The sequence below is a fragment of the Maribacter thermophilus genome (assembly GCF_001020565.1).
Lineage (GTDB): Bacteria > Bacteroidota > Bacteroidia > Flavobacteriales > Flavobacteriaceae > Maribacter > Maribacter thermophilus.
Map to the genome: position 1 here is coordinate 410,431 of NZ_LDAS01000001.1, position 17,887 is coordinate 428,317.

Sequence of the window (17,887 nt, forward strand, 5' to 3'; positions counted from 1 at the left end):
GGGAAATGAAATCAACGATATATATAAAAAGTTTACTTCTGGTTTGCGGTTTGTACTTGGCAAGCTGTGACAATAAGTTGGACGAGGACGCGGAGCTTAGGTCGTATCAAAATGATATCGACTATTCTAGTACCGAAGGGGCCTATGGGGCAGTTGTAGGGGCCTATGCGGCCTTCCAAAGTGTTGGCTGGGAGCAGATTCCACTAATAGCCGTAAGGGGAGACGATGTCAACGCGGGGGGTCTGGGAGACCAACAGAGTTTTGCGGATACCGATAACTACACTTACGACAACAATTATTGGATGTATAATTCGCTTTGGGAAAACTGGTTCCAGGACGTGATGCAGATAACCTCCCAAATAGAGCAGTTAGAGCTTTATAGGGAAGGTGGGGTAAGTAGTAGTTTGGTCGACCAGTACATAGCCGAGGCCATGACCTTGAGAGGGTTTATAACCTTGGAGCTGTCAAGGGTATTCGGTGATGTTTATTTGATAGAAAGTACCGATCAGACCAGTATTACGGTAGAATCAAAGGAATATTTGATGCAATGGATCTCCGATCAAATGGACGAGGCCATTCCCAACCTTGTGGATCTTCATCCCAATCAAAGAACTGATATTCCCGGGGGTATGACCAAGTATACGGCATTGGCCGTAAAGGCCATGGCCAATCTCGAATTAAAGAATTATCAGGCGGTAGCCGATGCTACGGGGGAAATCATCAATTCCGGAAAATTTGAACTTTATGATGATTTTTACCAATTGTTTAAAATTCCCGGAAAGTTGTGCAACGAGAACATTCTAGAGATCCAATATTCCGATTTTGGTCAGTCTTCAGGTGCCAATGAAGCCCACTTGTTCGCATTTTACGGACCACAGGGGTGGACCCCCGCAGTACCCGAAGCCGGTGAGGGTTGGGGATTCTTTGAGCCCAGTACCAAATACATCAAGTTTATGTTGGATCGTGGCGAAACCACGCGATTGGAAACCAGTGTCTTGTTTACCGATCGCGGTATAGCGGATCTTCAAACCGATCCCGATTATGCCACTTTGCCCGATTTTGTATCGAACACCACACGCGATGGCGATGTGATCAACGACTACTCCAGGGCCATGTTCGCCAGTGGAAAACACTACTTGCCGTCCATTCAGTTAACAGAAGGTAGAACCGACTACGGCACCAATAAAAATTACACGGTCATCCGTTATGCCGAAGTGCTTTTAATGTATGCGGAAGCCTTGACAAGAGGGGCTTCGGGTACGGCAGGTTCTGCCGATGATGCCGTAAACTTGGTCAGGGCCCGTGCAGGAATGCCTGCCTTGAGCGGAGTTACCAGTGATGATGTCATGGACGAGAAATTTGCCGAGTTGGCGATGGAGTGGGGTATAAGGTACTACGACATGATCCGATTGGAAGAAACTTCTGAACTGAGTTATGACGGAAGAACCTTTACCATGGAAAAAGCTTACCTGCCTTACCCATTGGAACAATTGGATGTAAGTCCGATCCTAGACGAATATAATAACCAAAACAACTAGACGATATCATGAGAAATACTATAAAATCCTTATTCTTTGTTTTAGGGCTCTTGGTGGTCTCCTGTGATGATGGTATAGACCCATTGACGTACGTAGCACCAGGGGAAGATGCCGAGGCTCCGCAGATTACCATAAATTCTCCTACCGATGGGATGGAAATCAAGGTTTTTGAGGATGTGACCACCTTGGATGTAAGCTTGGAGGTTACCGACGATATTGAGATAAAGGATATTGTCGTGCTTTTGGATGGCAATGAAATAGCCTTGTTCAATAGCTTTTTGGACTACAGAAAGGCCATTAAGGAATTTACCTATGACAGTCTTGGGGATGGTAGCCATACCCTTACCGTAACCGCGACCGACCTTGACGGAAAAACGTCGACCTCTTCAGTGGATTTTACCAAGTCACCTCCTTATACACCATTGTTCGATGGAGAGTCGTTCTATATGGCCTTTGATGGTGATTATAGGGATCAAATAGGCTTCCAATTGGCAACGGAAGTAGGTACACCGGGCTTTGAGAACCCCGGCCATGATGGTGTAGGGGCTTATTTGGGGGCAACGGATTCTTACTTGACCTTTCCTGCGGAAGGTTTGTTGTCCGACGAGTTTAGTGCTTCGTTTTGGTATAAGGTGAACGCCGATCCCGATCGTGCAGGTATTTTGGTAGTAGGCGACGATGCCGACGACCGTTTACAGGGCTTCCGTTTGTTCAGGGAGGCTAGCGGCGATAATCAACGGATCAAATTGAATGTTGGTACCGGAGTCGGTGAAAGCTGGAACGATGGAGATGTAATCGATCCGTCTTCAGAAGAATGGGTCCATATCACCATGACTATTTCCAGTACCAAAAACACCATATATTTCAATGGTGTTGAGGTAAATTCTTCCGATATGTCGGCTCCTATAGATTGGACAGGTTGTGAAGAGTTTACCATCGGTTCCGGTGGCCCTACCTATGATTATTGGGGTCATGGTTCAGACAATAGTGCCATAGATGAACTTAGGTTCTACACCAAGGCACTTTCTACCGAAGAAGTGGTTGCTATCTATGGCGGGGAATTGGAGGAGAAATACTTTGGTTCAACCTTGTATATTCCTTTTGATGGTGCCAATACCGATATGGTCAATGGTACGGATCCAACTGTTGTGGGTACTCCTGGTTTTGCCGGTGAGAGTGTGGTAGGCACTAATGCCTATGCAGGTGCAACCGATTCGTATCTTACCCTGCCCATTACCGGATTGTTCGGTAATGAGTTCAGTGGCGCATTTTGGTACAAGGTCAGTGCGGATGCCGATCGGGCAGGTATTTTGACCGTTTCACCACCCATGATCGGTGCCGATAACGATCTTTCGGCAGGTTTTAGGTTGTTCAGGGAAGGTGACACCGCCGAGCAGCGGATAAAACTTCATGTGGGTGCCGTAGAGGATAATGTTTGGAACGATGGTGAGGTACTCGATGTTACCGCCGGGGATTGGGTACATATTGCATTCACCGTTTCCGAAACCGAGACCAAGATCTATTTCAACGGTACGGCCGTGGCCAATGTTGGCGATATGACCGATAAAACCATGAACTGGGAAAATTGCTCCATTCTGTCTATTGGTTCCGGAGCTCCTAATTATATTGGATGGAATCACTTGTCGGATACCAGTTATATCGATGAACTTTATTTGTTCGATAGGGTTTTGACTGCCGATGAAATTCAGGATCTGATGGAATAGTAGTTCCTTCAGAGGTTTAAGTTAAATTGTTTGAGTTAGTTAGTTTAATAAATTTTATGAGATTTATCTTCATTGCAATGGCCGTTACAAGTTTGTTAGTCGGTTGTAACGGCCATTCTTCTAAAAAGAAAATGGTAGAGTCGGAAACGAAGGCCGATACCTCATACCTGTCCAATAACGAACAGTTGATGGATACGGTACAAAAACAAACCTTCGATTACTTTTGGGAAGGGGCCGAACCTGTTTCGGGCCTTGCTCGCGAACGTATTCATTTAGACAATATTTATCCGGCCCATGACAAGGATATTATCACTATTGGAGGTTCGGGTTTCGGACTTATGGCTATTCTTGTAGGGGTAGAGCGAGGTTTTATAACCCGAGAACAAGCCTTGGAGCGCTATGAAAAGGCGATCGACTTTTTGGAAAAGGCGGACCGTTTTCACGGGGCATGGCCCCATTGGTTGCTACCCTCGGGAAAAGTGACGCCCTTTAGTGCCAAGGACGACGGGGGAGACCTGGTTGAAACAGCCTTTTTGGTTCAGGGAATGCTTACCGTTCAGGAATATTTTAAGGAAGGGAACGAGAGGGAAAAAGCACTGGCCAATAAAATTCAAAAATTATGGGAAGAAGTGGAATGGGACTGGTATACCCAAGGAGGGCAAAATGTCCTGTATTGGCATTGGTCGCCCAATCATGGCTGGGACATGAACTTTCCCGTCGGTGGCTATAACGAGGCCTTGGTAATGTACATATTGGCCGCTGCCTCACCTACCCACCCCATCAAGAAGGAAGTGTACGAACAAGGTTGGGCTAGAAACGGGGCGATCAAAAAGGACACCGTTTTTTATGGACTGCCCACCATCCTTGATCATTACGAGCACGATGCCTCGCCGGTCGGCCCCATGTTCTGGGCTCATTATTCGTATCTTGGACTAGATCCCAACGGACTTGTTGATCAATATGGCGATTACGAAAAGCTGAATGTCAACCACGCCTTGATACAGTACAAATATGCTGTTGACAATCCCAAGGGATATGAGGGTTATGGTGAAAATTGTTGGGGACTTACTTCCAGCTATTCCATTGATGGTTATGCCGGTCATAGGCCCGATAACGATTTAAGTGTAATTTCCCCTACTGCGGCGCTTTCATCCATGCCGTATACGCCCAAGGAGAGTATGCAGTTCTTAAAGTATATGTATAAGGAACAGGATTCCTTGATCGGTAAGTACGGGCCTTTCGATGCCTTTAGTCTCGAAAAGAAATGGTACCTGCCGCGATATTTGGCCATAGATCAAGGTCCCATTCCTGTAATGATAGAGAATTACAGAACGGGTATGTTTTGGAAGCTCTTTATGAAAAACAAGGATGTCAAAACCGGATTACAAAAGTTAGGGTTCAATTCTCCTTATTTAAACTAGAATGGTAAAGACCAAGATGTATATATTTTTAATGGGCGCGCTATTGTGGTCGTGTTCGGGGGGCGATGATTATACCTATGTTCCTTCTGAAATTCCCGGCGAATCGGAGGAGACCGTTGACGACGAACCGGAAATTACCGACAATGAATTGTTGGATCTGACACAAGAAGTGACCTTTAAGTATTTTTGGGATTTTGCCGAGGCCAACTCAGGGGGTGCCCGCGAACGTTATCACCCCGACGATACCTCAAACAGTGCCAATGTGGTGACTACCGGAGGAACCGGTTTTGGGCTAATGGCTCTTCTTGTAGGTATCGAAAGAGGATTTATTTCTAGGGATGAAGGCGTAGAACGATTGGAAAAAATACTGACTTTTTTAGAATTGGCCAATCGTTTTCACGGGGCTTGGCCGCATTGGATAGATGGTACCTCCGGTGACGTAATTCCCTTTAGTACCGAGGATGATGGCGGCGATTTGGTAGAAACGGCTTTTTTGGCCCAAGGGCTTATCTGTGTTAAGGAATATTTTAAGGAAGGTTCCGATACCGAAAAAACTTTGGCCGAAAAGGCCGATACCCTTTGGAAAGGGGTGGAGTGGGACTGGTATACGCAAGGTGATAATGCACTCTATTGGCATTGGAGTCCTAATTACGGTTTTAACATAAACCTGAAACTCTCGGGGTATAACGAGGTATTGATCGCTTACATAATGGCGGCCGCCTCCCCAGATTATAGTATAGAAAAAGAGGTTTATACCACTGGTTGGGCAAGCAACGGGGGTATTTTGTCTTCCAATACGGCTTACGGTTACCCACTTTTGGTAAAACACAATGGGGCTGAAAACTACGGGGGACCCCTGTTCTGGGCTCATTATTCGTATTTGGGACTTGATCCGAACGGACTTGCCGATGCATATGTAAATTATTGGGATGTGAATGTAAACCACTCCATGATCAATTATAAGTATTGTGTGGAGAATCCGAAGAACTTTGAAGACTATGGTGAGGATTGTTGGGGGCTAACGGCCAGCTATTCCAGAAATTCGGACGGTAGCATAGGGTATGCGGCCCATCACCCGGAAAACGACCTTGGGGTTATTTCACCAACGGCGGCCATAAGTTCCATCCCCTATACGCCGCAAGAATCTTTGGCGGCTTTACGGTATTTTTATAAAAACAAGGATAAATTGCTGGGCGAGGCAGGCTTTTATGATGCCTTTAGTCCGGAGTACGGTTTTTGGGTGGCCGAGGCTTATTTGGCCATAGACCAAGGTCCGCAGATTATAATGATCGAGAATTATAGGACCGGTTTGCTTTGGAATTTGTTTATGCAAAACGAGGACGTGCAATCGGGACTTGAAAAACTTAATTTTACGTATTGATGAGGGTTCGTAACTATATTATTTGTTCGCTTCTTTTGTGGGGCATAGTCTATTTAGGGCATGCCCAGGACACTTCCCTTTTTGAAAAGGAAAAGTGGATCAAAAACGGGGACACGCTTTTATATCGTGTATTGTATCCCAAGGATTTTGACAAAAATGCATCCTATCCTTTGGTGCTCTTTTTACACGGGGCAGGCGAAAGGGGCAATGACAACGAAAAGCAACTGACCCACGGTAGCACCTTGTTTACCGATGGGCAAAACCGGTCTAATTACCCAGCCATTGTAGTGATGCCCCAATGTCCGCAAGATGATTATTGGGCCCAGGTAAACGTAGATCGAAGCAATTATCCTATCCAACTCGATTTTCAGTTCGAAAAAGGACCGACCAAGGCCATGGGACTGGTCATGTCCTTATTGGAAGAGTTTCAACAAAAAAAGTATGTCAACCAACATCAGGTTTATGTGATGGGGCTGTCCATGGGAGGTATGGGCACCTATGAACTGTTGGCAAGAAAGCCCAATACGTTTGCGGCGGCCATTCCCATTTGTGGGGCCGGCGACCCCGAACAGATAAAAAATTATGCCTTAAATACACCGATATGGGCTTTCCACGGGGCCAAGGACAATGTGGTGGCTCCATTGCATTCTATTGAAATGGTAAGTGCATTGATCAAGGCAGGGGCCTTTCCTAGATTTACGCTCTATGATTATGCGAACCACAACAGTTGGGATCCCGCATTTTCGGAACCCGATTTGCTATCGTGGCTCTTTTCACATCAACTCAAAAATTAAAAAATACAAGAATTTAGAAAGAACGTATTTACTTAAAGAGAAATCTTTAGTGATGGTTTTATTTGCTTTAATTTCAGTTAGTTATAATAGAATCAATTATATGAAAAATAGAATATCGACACTTTGTTTGACCGTGGTGCTTTTATGTTTGGTTACAACAAAATCTATGGCGCAAGAGACAGTTCCCTTTGTAGAGGACCTCTTGCAGAAAATGACTTTGGAAGAAAAAATAGGTCAGTTGAATTTGCCTGGTGCCGGGGATGTGGTCACCGGACAGGCCCAAAACTCCGATATTGCAAAAAAAATCGAAGAAGGAAAGGTAGGGGGCTTGCTCAACCTTACCTCGGTAGAGAAAATTAGGGAAGTACAAAAGATAGCGGTCGAAAAAAGCCGTTTAAAAATTCCCTTGTTATTTGGTCTGGATGTCATCCATGGCTACAAAACAACCTTTCCCATTCCTTTAGGGCTCTCTACTTCATGGGATATGCCCCTCATAGAAAAAACGGCCCGTGTAGCGGCACAAGAGGCCAGTGCCGATGGGATCAACTGGACATTTTCGCCCATGGTGGATATATCTAGGGACCCACGTTGGGGAAGGGTATCCGAAGGAAATGGGGAAGACCCTTATTTGGGAAGTGCAATAGCAAAAGCCATGGTACGTGGATACCAAGGCGATGACCTTACCAAGAACAATACCATCATGGCCTGCGTGAAGCATTTTGCCCTTTATGGGGCTTCAGAAGCGGGACGCGACTACAATACTGTGGATATGAGCCGGATCCGGATGTATAATGAATATCTGCCACCCTATAAGGCCGCTATCGATGCCGGTGTGGGTACGGTAATGGCATCGTTCAATGAAATTGACGGAATTCCCGCTACGGGAAATAAATGGTTGCTGACCGATTTGCTGAGAAAGCAATGGGGTTTCGAAGGCTTTGTGGTCACCGACTATACGGGCATCAATGAAATGGTGGCACACGGTATGGGCGATTTGCAGACCAGCTCCGCCTTGGCCCTAAATGCCGGGGTAGATATGGATATGGTTGGGGAAGGCCTTTTGAACACCCTTCCCAAATCACTGGAAGAAGGTAAGGTAACGATGGAACAGATCGATAATGCCGTTCGAAGAATCTTAAAGGCCAAATATGACCTGGGTCTTTTTGATGACCCCTACAAATATTGCGAAGTGAAAAGGGCCAAAAAAGAAGTATATACGAAAGAAAACAGGGATTTTGCCAGGGAGGTCGCTACGCAATCCATGGTATTGCTAAAGAACAAAAACCAATTACTGCCCTTAAAAAGAACCGGTACTATTGCCTTGGTAGGGCCTTTGGCCAATACCAGCGAGAACATGGCAGGTACATGGAGCGTATCTACCGAACAAAGTAAATCGATCGCTTTGTTGGAGGGAATAAAGGAAGTGGCCGGTAAAAAGGTTGACATACTTTATGCAAAGGGTAGTAACCTAACCTACGACCCTGAACTGGAAGCAAGGGCGACCATGTTCGGAAAGAGTTTGAACAGGGACAATAGGTCCGATGCCGAGTTGCTGAAAGAAGCCCTTGAGGTAGCGCATAAGGCCGATGTAATCGTGGCTGCACTGGGCGAAGCGGCAGAATTTAGCGGGGAGAGCAGCAGCCGTACGAATATTGAAATTCCACAAGTACAAAAAGACTTGTTGAACGCCCTTTTAAAAACAGGCAAACCTGTGGTGTTGGTTCTGTTTACGGGAAGACCTTTGGTGTTGAAGGAAGAAAGCAAAACGGTTCCGGCTATACTCAATGTGTGGTTTCCGGGAAGCGAGGCCGGCCTGGCCATTTCCGATGTGCTTTTCGGGGATGTGAACCCTTCAGGTAAACTCACGGCGACCTTTCCACAAAACGTGGGACAGGTACCTATTTTTTATAACCATAAGAATACGGGCCGTCCGCTAAAGAACAAAGAAGGTAAATTTGAAAAGTTTACTTCCAATTATATCGATGAACGAAATGAACCTGTCTATCCCTTTGGTTACGGTCTCAGCTATACGACGTTCACATACGAAAACCTAAAACTAAGCTCCGATACCATGCGTGAAGGCGATACGTTGACGGTAAGCGTAGATGTGGCCAATACGGGCGATTACGATGGTAAGGAAGTGGTACAGTTGTACATTCGAGACCTTGTGGGCTCGGTTACCAGACCGGTCAAGGAGTTGAAGGGCTTTCAAAAAGTGGCCTTGAAAAAAGGGGAAACCAAGACGGTAAGTTTTAACCTGACCATTGACGACCTCAAGTTTTACAATTATGATCTAGACTTTGTCGCCGAGCCCGGAGATTTCGAGGTCTTTGTAGGCGGTGATTCCAGCACGGAACAAAAGCTGGGCTTTACCCTTAAATAAAGCTTGATAACGATCAACGAAAAAACCTATCCATAAATAATTATGAGATACAAAGTCATACTGATATGGGCTTGTGTAGGAAGCATGGTCCTTTCCTGTAAAACGGAAAAAGCATCGGAAACTCCGGAAAAGAAAAGACCCAATATTATCTTTATCATGTCGGACGACCATGCTTCACAGGCCATAAGTGCCTATGGTCACCCCATTGGTAAGGTGGCACCTACGCCCAACATAGACCGTTTGGCTTCCAATGGGGCCTTGTTTCGCCATAATTTTGTTACCAATGCCATCTGTGGGCCCAGTAGGGCCGTAATTCTAACCGGAAAACATAGCCATATCAACGGGTTTAGGCAGAACGGCGACCATTTTGATGGCAATCAGCCCACCTTGCCCAAACTGTTGAAAAAAGCGGGCTATCAAACCGCTATTGTAGGTAAATGGCATTTACACGGATATCCCCAAGGATTTGATCATTGGAAAATCATTGTCGACCAGGGCAATTATTACAATCCCGATTTTATAGAAAATGGCGATACCACCCGTATCGAAGGATACGCCACGGATATCATTACCCATGATGCCCTCGACTGGCTGCAACACAAACGAAACGACACCGTGCCCTTCTTTTTAATGGTGCACCACAAAGCCCCACATCGCAACTGGATGCCCGCTTTGCGCCATGTCAACAAATATGACTCCGTACAATTTCCCTTGCCCGAGTCCTATTTTCCGACCTTTAAAAACCAACGGGCGGCACAGGAACAATTGCAGACCATTTACGATGACATGTACGAAGGGCACGATCTTAAGATGACCAAGGCATATGGCAGTACCGAATTGGCACATAACCCATGGACCACCGATTTTGAGAGAATGACACCGGAGCAGCGCAAGCAATGGGATGCGGCCTATTTACCAAAGAACAATGCCTTTCACAAGGCCAACTTGTCGGGCAGGCAACTGGCCGAATGGAAAGGGCAACGCTATTTACAGGATTACATGGCCACCATTGCCGCAGTGGACGAAGGTGTGGGGAGTATTTTGGATTATTTGGAAGAAAGCGGCCTCGATGAAAATACCTTGGTGGTCTATACCTCCGATCAGGGTTTCTACCTAGGGGAGAAAGGATGGTTCGACAAACGTTTTATGTACGAAGAATCCTTTGGTTCGCCCTTGCTGATGCAATTACCGGGAACCATAGCACCCGGAACAAAGGTAGATGCCATGGTACAAAACCTCGATTTTGCCCAGACCTTTCTTGATTTTGCCGGGTTGAACGATTTAGGGAAAGACATGCAGGGCCAATCCTTTAAGGGGGTGTTGGACGGTAGTATGGACGAAGCCGATTTTAGGGATGTTGTGTATTATCACTATTACGACTACCCCGCCTTTCACATGGTGAAAAAACACTATGGTATCCGTACGAAACGCTTTAAGCTGATGCATTTTTATGACGATATAGACACTTGGGAGCTCTACGACCTAAAAAGAGATCCGCACGAACTTCACAATGTATATTCGGATAGGGGCTATAGCGGAATTGTAGCGAATATGCACCGTAAACTGGATTCTGTACAAAAGGTTTACAAAATAACCGACAAGGAGTTTGAAAAAGCTTCGCCCGAAGACATCGACAAAGCCTATAAACAATTTAAACGCTTAAGGGGAAAATAGGAGAGAGAGACTATTATTTTATTTCGGTACCATCCCACTTAATTATTTCGAAAGTTTTAATGACTTTATCGTCCTGCAGTATAAAAAGCTCGTATTTTCCTTCTTTGAGGTGGTCAATGCTCAAATAAATTTTATTTTCTCCTGTTTTGTGTTTCATGGTTTTGGGGTGGTAAGGTAGGTGGATAAAGGTACCTTGAAACGAAGAAGAGGGATGGTAAGTATGTTTTTAATTGTATAATAGATGTTTCCTTAGCTAGAGGGGGGCATATGCTATGACTGTTTTGATATATACTCATTGGGTGTACATCCCACAATCTCTTTAAAACACTTGGTAAAATAAGAAGGGGTATTGAAGCCTACTTGGTAGCCAATTTCAGAAATGGTGGCATCCGATTCCTTTAAGAGCTTCTTGGCTAAATTAATACGTTGCACCCTTACAAACTCAGAGGTAGACATGCCGCTAATGGCATTCAGTTTTTTGTGCAGCTGGGAACGGCTCATTAGCATGAGTTTTGAGAACTTTTCACTCGTAAACTCTGTAGAGGTAATATGGTTGTCCAAAACATTTTGAAGTCGTTTTAAAAATGCAGCTTCTGTTTTGGTAGGAACAAGGCCAGGATCTATCTTAAAGGTTCTTGAATAGTGTTTTTGAAGCCGCGTTCTATTTTCTAAAAGTTTCGCTACCCTTACCTTTAATATATTAGGGTTAAAAGGTTTGGTGATATAGGCATCGGCCCCAGTTCTAAATCCTTTTAATTCGCTTTCTTCGTTAGCTTTCGCTGTAAGCAATATAATAGCGATATGGCTGGTGAACTCATTGTTCTTTATATCATGGCAAAGTTCGATGCCATTTTTAAGGGGCATCATTAAATCGCTTATGATCAGGTCGGGACAATGTTGTAAAGCCATTTCAAGTCCAACCTTTCCGTTCTGTGCTTTAATTACCTTGTAATTGCTCTTAAAAATTGAAGAGATATATTTTAGCACATCCTTATCGTCTTCTATTAATAGTAGTGTTGCCTTTTTACCACTGTTTTGTGTTATTGGGGCATTTTCTATAGGGTCACTTTTTTGTAGCTTGTCTACCTCCACTGTATTTGTTTCTATTTCCGGTTGGGTTACCGGTAGGGTAAGCGTAAACTGAATTTTATCTTCACCGATACTGTTTGCTATAATACTTCCATTTGATAAGGATACCAATTCTCGTACCAGGGCCAGACCTACCCCCACGCCTTCGGTGTCTTTGTTATTTCGGTAAAAACGTTTAAAAAGTTTACCTAGATCTTCTATAGTCATTCCATCCGTATGGTTTATGATAGAGAATATAAGGTCACCCTGTGCTTTTTTGGCATTTACCCAAACCTCACTATTTTTCGGTGCATATTTTATGGCATTGGATAACAGGTTGGATACAACCTTTTCTATCACATCTTTATCAAACCAAACACGGTCCATTTTTTTTAGTTCGTAGTTGATATCGATATTTTTTTCACGGGCAAGATAGGAGTAAGCTTCTACCAGTTGTACTAATATTCCCCTAAGGTCTCCTTTGGTAACTTTTAGTTTTAGATGGCCAGAGTCTATCATCGATAGGTCTAACATTTGGTTTACCAGTCCTAAAAGTCTTTGTGCATTGTCTTTTATGAGTGTCAATTCTTTTTTATCGTCAGAAGAAAGGTTTTCTCTCTCCAATTGATGTTCTATGGGCCCTGAGATAAGGGTAAGTGGGGTTCTGATTTCGTGAGATATATCGGTATAAAGTTTTGTTTTTAATTCGTCGGTCTTTTGAATTTTATCTTTTTCTATTTCTACAAAGTAGAATTTATGCCCCAACCCTAATGAAAATACGATCATTTCTAAAAATACCGCCACTTGACTGATATTGAAACTGTAAAAACCTAAGAGGTTATTGGCTTCGGCACCACCTGTAAAGGCATTTCTAGAACCGTAGTAAACCCCTATCATAGTTAAGCCGATGAGAAATATATTACCTAACAAAATATAATATCTTAAGGGGGATTTTACGATAATATAAGCCCTTATAACCGCGTATATGCCATATAAATGCATGGGCAATAGTATAAGATTTAAATGGTCCCTTACCAATGATATGTTTTTGGTGGCCATTAGGTATAAAAATGACACCGCTGCCAATATATATGTGGTAAAGGCAAACCAGTTAAGTTCTTTTGAAAATCTGGGATGGTAGTTTTTTATTTCGGCAAAGGAATTAACGAACATGATAAATATTCCCGAGACTAAAAAGATAAGTGGGGTCAAGAAATTATAGATGGTATTGCTGTCCTTTACGAACAAACCCGTTTGCAGCTCTAAATCTATGCGAAGAAAAAAATAAGCGGCAAAAAGCAATATATAAGAGCCATATAGAATGTAGTCGGGTTTTCTTAATTTAAAGTACAGTAAGAACATGAATATCCCGATAGCTATAAAGCATCCTTGTAAGGTAAAGGATGTAAATACGGCCGGAGCCATGTTGGTAAAATGCCAGGGTTGTTCTATTTCAAAATGGTATGTAGCCGGATAATTGCCCCAAACACCGTCATAGTTACTGGATATTACCTCAAAAGTATATTTGCCCGGAGGTAAATTGGTATAACGAATTTGGTTATTGTTGCCGGCAGAGGTCCAATCGTTATCGTTGCCTACTAATCTGTATTTATATTGATTTAGTTTCGGTTGTGAGAATTGTAAAGAAGAAAATGTAAAGGTGATGGTGTTCTGGGTATGTTTTAAGGGAATCTTTTCAGAAAGACTACGTGTAGCATTAAAAACCTTAACATTGGTTATTACCGTTTTAGGTTTATACGGATTTGTTTTTAATTGATCGGGGTTAAACCAATTGATACCCTCTAGGCCTCCAAAATAAAGAGTGCCGTCCGCTCCTTTGAAATAGGCGCCTGTATTGAATTCATAGGATTGTAATCCGTCATAATTTTCATAATTCTCTACCAAAGGTTGCCCGTTTTTCAAGGAAAATTTTGAGATCCCTTTATTAGAGCTTAGCCATAAATTGTACTGGTTGTCGGGTAGAATGCCGTATATAACATTGTTGGCGAGACCATTTTTAGTAGTGAACCTCTGAATAGAATCATTAATGGTATTGTATAGTGCAAGTCCGTTTCCGTTGGTACCTATCCAAAGTGTATCGTTTTGGTAATAAAGCGATTTTATTTTGTCGGGAATGGTTTTAATCTGTGTTATTTTGTTTGAGGTTGTATCTAGATAAAAAAGACCGTTATGTTCGGTACCGATCCAAATAATACTGTCTCGGCCATATGTTATGGTCCGTACATTGTCTGTGGTAAGTAATGAATTGGCCCTATTAAATTGGGCCTCTATTCCTTTTTTTACGTCATAGAGTACTAGTCCATGATTTCTGGTACACAACCAAATTCTGTTGTTTTTTGCTTTTAAAATTTTCCAAATGGTAAAGTCTTTGGTTTCTGCAATAGAGAATATATTACCATTTATACTCATCTTTTGAAGACCATGGTCTTGGTGACCGATCCATAAGAAATTGTTGCCATGGTACAAAGACATGATTCGATCGCCCAACAGGTTGGAATTATCCGCATTTATTGTAGACGATTCCTTGCTGGCCAAATTAATTTTTGTCAATCCTTTTCCCGATGTTCCGATCCATATATTTCCGTTTTCGGCTACGATAGATCGGGCAACGTCAACATGTGTATATTCAGGTAATTGTTTGTTTGTAAGAGTGTTGAATTTTGATAAATATTCATCGTAATAACTAAGTCCGCCACCATCGGTCCCCAGCCAAATGGTTCCGGTGTTATCTTGAAAAAGGGATAGTATATCGTTATAATGAATGGCATAGGGGTTATTCTTATCAGCCATGAAATGGCTAATTATTTTATTGTTGAAATCGATTATATATAGGCCTTGACCGTAAGTTGCGACCCATAGTCTATCGTAATTATCTGTCAATAGATCTTGTATCACAAAATTTGTGTGGAATCTTTTATTGTTGAACCCCCTAAACTGTTCAACAGAATTAGTACTGGTAGAATATACGAACAACCCTTTGCCGTAACTGCCAATATATAGTTTGTCCGCTATTTGGGTAAAGGAGCTAAAGTTGGTGTCCGGCAACTCTTGAACCACATCTAAGGAGTGCTTTTTTGGGTTTAACTTATAAATTCCTCCCGAGGCGGCAATCCAAATATCATTTTCATGTTCTATTAAGTCATATACGTTTAAATTTCGGTAAGCCTTATCCAACACCTGAACGGTATCTTTTGTGTCATGCGCTATTTTGTAAATACCATTTTCAAAAGTGGCTATATATAGGTTATTGTATGAATCTTCATATATAACACTGGCATTATTTACTGAATTAACTTTTTTAAATTCGTTTTTGGTTCTATCGTAATATTTCAATATCCCAGGGTAGGTAATGGCCCATAAATTGTTTGTTTTATCGGTAAAGACTTTGCCTAACCTGCTATAAGTTGGTCTGGTAACATCTTCAAACTGTTCTTTTATAATATTAAATTCCCTTCCATCATATCTATTCAATCCATCTTGCGTAGCAAACCAGAGAAAGCCTGTAGTGTCTTGATCAATGCTTACAACACTATTTTGAGAAAGACCTTCATTTACGGTAATGTTATTAAATGAAAATTCGTTAAAACTACTTGAAGAATCTTGGGCATAAGAGGTTGCATAATATCCAAAATAAAAGATAAGGAATATTAAGGGCCAAGGTGTGTAAGAAACACGATCACTATACTTGTGATATATTTGCAATACTTTTAATGGTTGGTAAATAGCTTTTAAATATAGGTTTTTTCTTAATTGTAGAATTAATTACTAGCTGAAATTTAAATAGTTACGTTAAGCTGTTTAGGGCAAAAGGTTTTTTTTGAGGTTATCTGTTTTAAGGCCAGCAAGGGAAGAAATAAATGTAAATAATGTCTTTTTTAAAAGAATGCCGAAAGCAGTTTTTTTAAATGGAGATATGAGCGTGTTTTGGTTTTGATCGTTATGAATTATGTACCAATCTTTAAAACATTAAAATCTACCAAAATTTATAATATCCAACAGTAATATAAATAGTACTTTTTTGCTTTTTTGTACGGTATTTTATTAAATTGTTACTATTAATTCACACTATGTTCAACTTTCCTTTATTTGCTGGTATTGCGGCTGCCGTACTACATGTGGTTTCGGGGCCCGATCATTTAGCGGCAGTTACGCCCCTGGCCATTGAAACCCGTCGAAAAGTATGGAGAATAGGCCTTTTTTGGGGTTTTGGCCATTTGGTAGGAATGCTTTTGATAGGACTCCTTTTTCTTGCCTTTAGAGAGTACATTCCCATAGAAAAAATCTCGGAACACAGCGAGCAATTGGTGGGGGTGGTATTGATTGCCATCGGACTATGGGCCCTGTTCAGCCTTTTCTACAAAACCAAAAACCACAAACACCCCCATGTACATGATGGGGAGGAGCCCTATATCCATGTACACGAACACGATCATGACACCAATAAACTCGAACACGCACATGCCCATGATAAAAAGGTAAAACAGAACGTTTGGTCTTCCTTTGGTATAGGCGTGCTGCACGGGCTTGCCGGGGTTGCGCATTTTATACTTTTGCTCCCGGTACTGGGATTCGAAAGTCAGGGCGAAAGCCTTCAATATATCGTAGGCTTTGGCATAGGTACGGTGCTGGCCATGACCATATATACCTTTCTATTGGGAAAAGTATCGGGCTATGCCAAAGGCCAAAGCAAATCGCTTTTCAAAATGGTGCGCCTTTCGGGTGGACTCTTCGCTATTTTCGTAGGGGTGTATTGGTTGTATTTGGGACTCTAAAATTTTAGGTCGGTAATGACCAAACGGTGGTTGCCCGTATCGGCAATGACCAGCTTGTTCCCTTGGGTAGATATGGAAAAGGGCCAGTAGAGCGAACTTGCGGTACCGTGCAAGGTTTCCTTGTTTTCACTTCCTGTTTTAAAATCGCGCTTTCCGATGACGGCCGTAGCCTCGGCATTGTTGTTCTGTGGAAGGGTGTCGAACCACAATATTCTACTGTTCCCCGTATCGTTTACCAAAAGTCCGTCCTTATAAAAACAGGCATCATAGGTCCAGTTCAGTGATTTCGAACTGGGGAAGAGACCAAATTGATTTTGTCCACAAGCATCAAAATCGGGCTGGCCTATGATTACATCCGCAGGTTTGGTAAAAGCTTCTTCGGCATTGTGCCAGATGAGGCTTCTATAGAACTGCGTATCGGCGACGACCATTTGGTTATTGGCGTTCACTTTCACCGAATAGGGCCAAATGGGCTCGTGATTTTCGTAATCGCGGGTCGTAAAATCGGGTTTCCCGATGACCTTGTCGGCCGCTTCAAAATTGGTTTTGGGGATGTCTTGGTAAAAAAGGATCCTGCGGTTTCCGGTATCGGCTATCCATAGACTGCTTCCATTCGAAAAAACACCATAGGGCCAATTCAAGGTTTGTGCCGAAGGGTCGTTTCCTATTCCGTCAACATTGGGTTGGTTGGAAGCAAAATCGGGCTGCCCAAGGACCACATCGGCCGCTTGCCCATTTTCTGTAGGCAGGGTATGCCAGATCAGCACCCGATGGTTCCATGCGTCGCCGACGATCAATATAGTGCCATCGCTCCAAATACCGGAGGGGTAGTGTAGGGTACGTTCCGATACCAGCCCCCCCGAATTTCTTCCTGTTTCCGAAATGCTCGGTTGGCCCAAGACCACATCTGGCTCCCGATATTCCGATGTGGGCAACTCTTTCCAGATAAACACCCGATTCCGTCCCGTATCGGAAACAAAGAGATGGTTATCGGCCACAAAAACGCCTCTTGGTGCCAAAAAGGGCGTTTGTTCCGAACCTTTAAAAATATAGTGGTTGGTAACGTTCGTACCTAAAGTGTCAAAATTCATACATGTGGTTTCTTGGTCTT

Annotated in this window: 11 protein-coding genes; 8 read left to right on the top strand and 3 right to left on the bottom strand. The window is 43.0% G+C overall.

Features of this window, described 5'->3' with window-relative positions; genetic code table 11:
• Positions 1 to 5 precede the first annotated feature (5 nt).
• The 7 genes from AB657_RS01685 (at position 6) to AB657_RS01715 (ending at position 10,915) form a co-directional block, all read left to right on the top strand.
• Positions 6 to 1,538 carry a RagB/SusD family nutrient uptake outer membrane protein gene (locus tag AB657_RS01685; RefSeq protein ID WP_047244914.1) on the top strand — a complete coding sequence of 511 codons (1,533 nt, stop codon included), beginning with the start codon at positions 6 to 8 and terminating at the stop codon, positions 1,536 to 1,538.
• 8 nt (positions 1,539 to 1,546) lie between these two features.
• Positions 1,547 to 3,262: a LamG-like jellyroll fold domain-containing protein gene (locus AB657_RS01690; RefSeq protein ID WP_047244915.1), complete on the top strand. Its 1,716-nt coding sequence runs from the start codon at positions 1,547 to 1,549 to the stop codon at positions 3,260 to 3,262.
• Positions 3,263 to 3,318: 56 nt separating this feature from the next.
• Positions 3,319 to 4,683 (top strand): glucoamylase family protein, encoded by a 1,365-nt coding sequence (locus tag AB657_RS01695; protein ID WP_047244916.1) that lies wholly within the window; start codon positions 3,319 to 3,321, stop codon positions 4,681 to 4,683.
• Between the two features lies 1 nt (position 4,684).
• Positions 4,685 to 6,064, top strand: coding sequence for a glucoamylase family protein (locus AB657_RS01700; RefSeq protein ID WP_084696361.1), 1,380 nt, complete (start codon positions 4,685 to 4,687; stop codon positions 6,062 to 6,064).
• Positions 6,064 to 6,858, top strand: a complete 795-nt coding sequence (locus AB657_RS01705; protein WP_047244917.1) for a carboxylesterase family protein — start codon at positions 6,064 to 6,066, stop codon at positions 6,856 to 6,858. The genes AB657_RS01700 and AB657_RS01705 overlap by 1 nt, the downstream gene beginning before the upstream one ends.
• A 100-nt stretch (positions 6,859 to 6,958) precedes the next feature.
• Complete coding sequence (gene bglX, locus AB657_RS01710) at positions 6,959 to 9,241, top strand: beta-glucosidase BglX (RefSeq protein ID WP_047244918.1); 2,283 nt, start codon at positions 6,959 to 6,961, stop codon at positions 9,239 to 9,241.
• Between the two features lie 42 nt (positions 9,242 to 9,283).
• Complete coding sequence (locus tag AB657_RS01715) at positions 9,284 to 10,915, top strand: sulfatase family protein (RefSeq protein WP_047244919.1); 1,632 nt, start codon at positions 9,284 to 9,286, stop codon at positions 10,913 to 10,915.
• A 13-nt stretch (positions 10,916 to 10,928) separates the two neighbouring features.
• Here the strand turns inward: AB657_RS01715 and AB657_RS18040 are convergent, their stop codons facing one another.
• Complete coding sequence (locus AB657_RS18040) at positions 10,929 to 11,072, bottom strand: hypothetical protein (protein WP_198146855.1); 144 nt, start codon at positions 11,070 to 11,072, stop codon at positions 10,929 to 10,931.
• A gap of 113 nt (positions 11,073 to 11,185) precedes the next feature.
• Positions 11,186 to 15,706, bottom strand: a complete 4,521-nt coding sequence (locus AB657_RS17580; protein WP_052958596.1) for a hybrid sensor histidine kinase/response regulator transcription factor — start codon at positions 15,704 to 15,706, stop codon at positions 11,186 to 11,188.
• A gap of 365 nt (positions 15,707 to 16,071) precedes the next feature.
• Between AB657_RS17580 and AB657_RS01730 the strand changes: the two genes are divergently transcribed.
• Entirely contained in the window at positions 16,072 to 16,776 is a 705-nt protein-coding gene (locus AB657_RS01730) for an urease accessory protein UreH domain-containing protein (protein WP_047244920.1), read from the top strand.
• On the opposite strand, the gene AB657_RS01735 is transcribed toward AB657_RS01730, so the two are convergent.
• Positions 16,773 to 17,867 carry an NHL repeat-containing protein gene (locus tag AB657_RS01735; protein WP_047244921.1) on the bottom strand — a complete coding sequence of 365 codons (1,095 nt, stop codon included), beginning with the start codon at positions 17,865 to 17,867 and terminating at the stop codon, positions 16,773 to 16,775. The genes AB657_RS01730 and AB657_RS01735 overlap by 4 nt on opposite strands.
• Between the last annotated feature and the right edge of the window lie 20 nt (positions 17,868 to 17,887).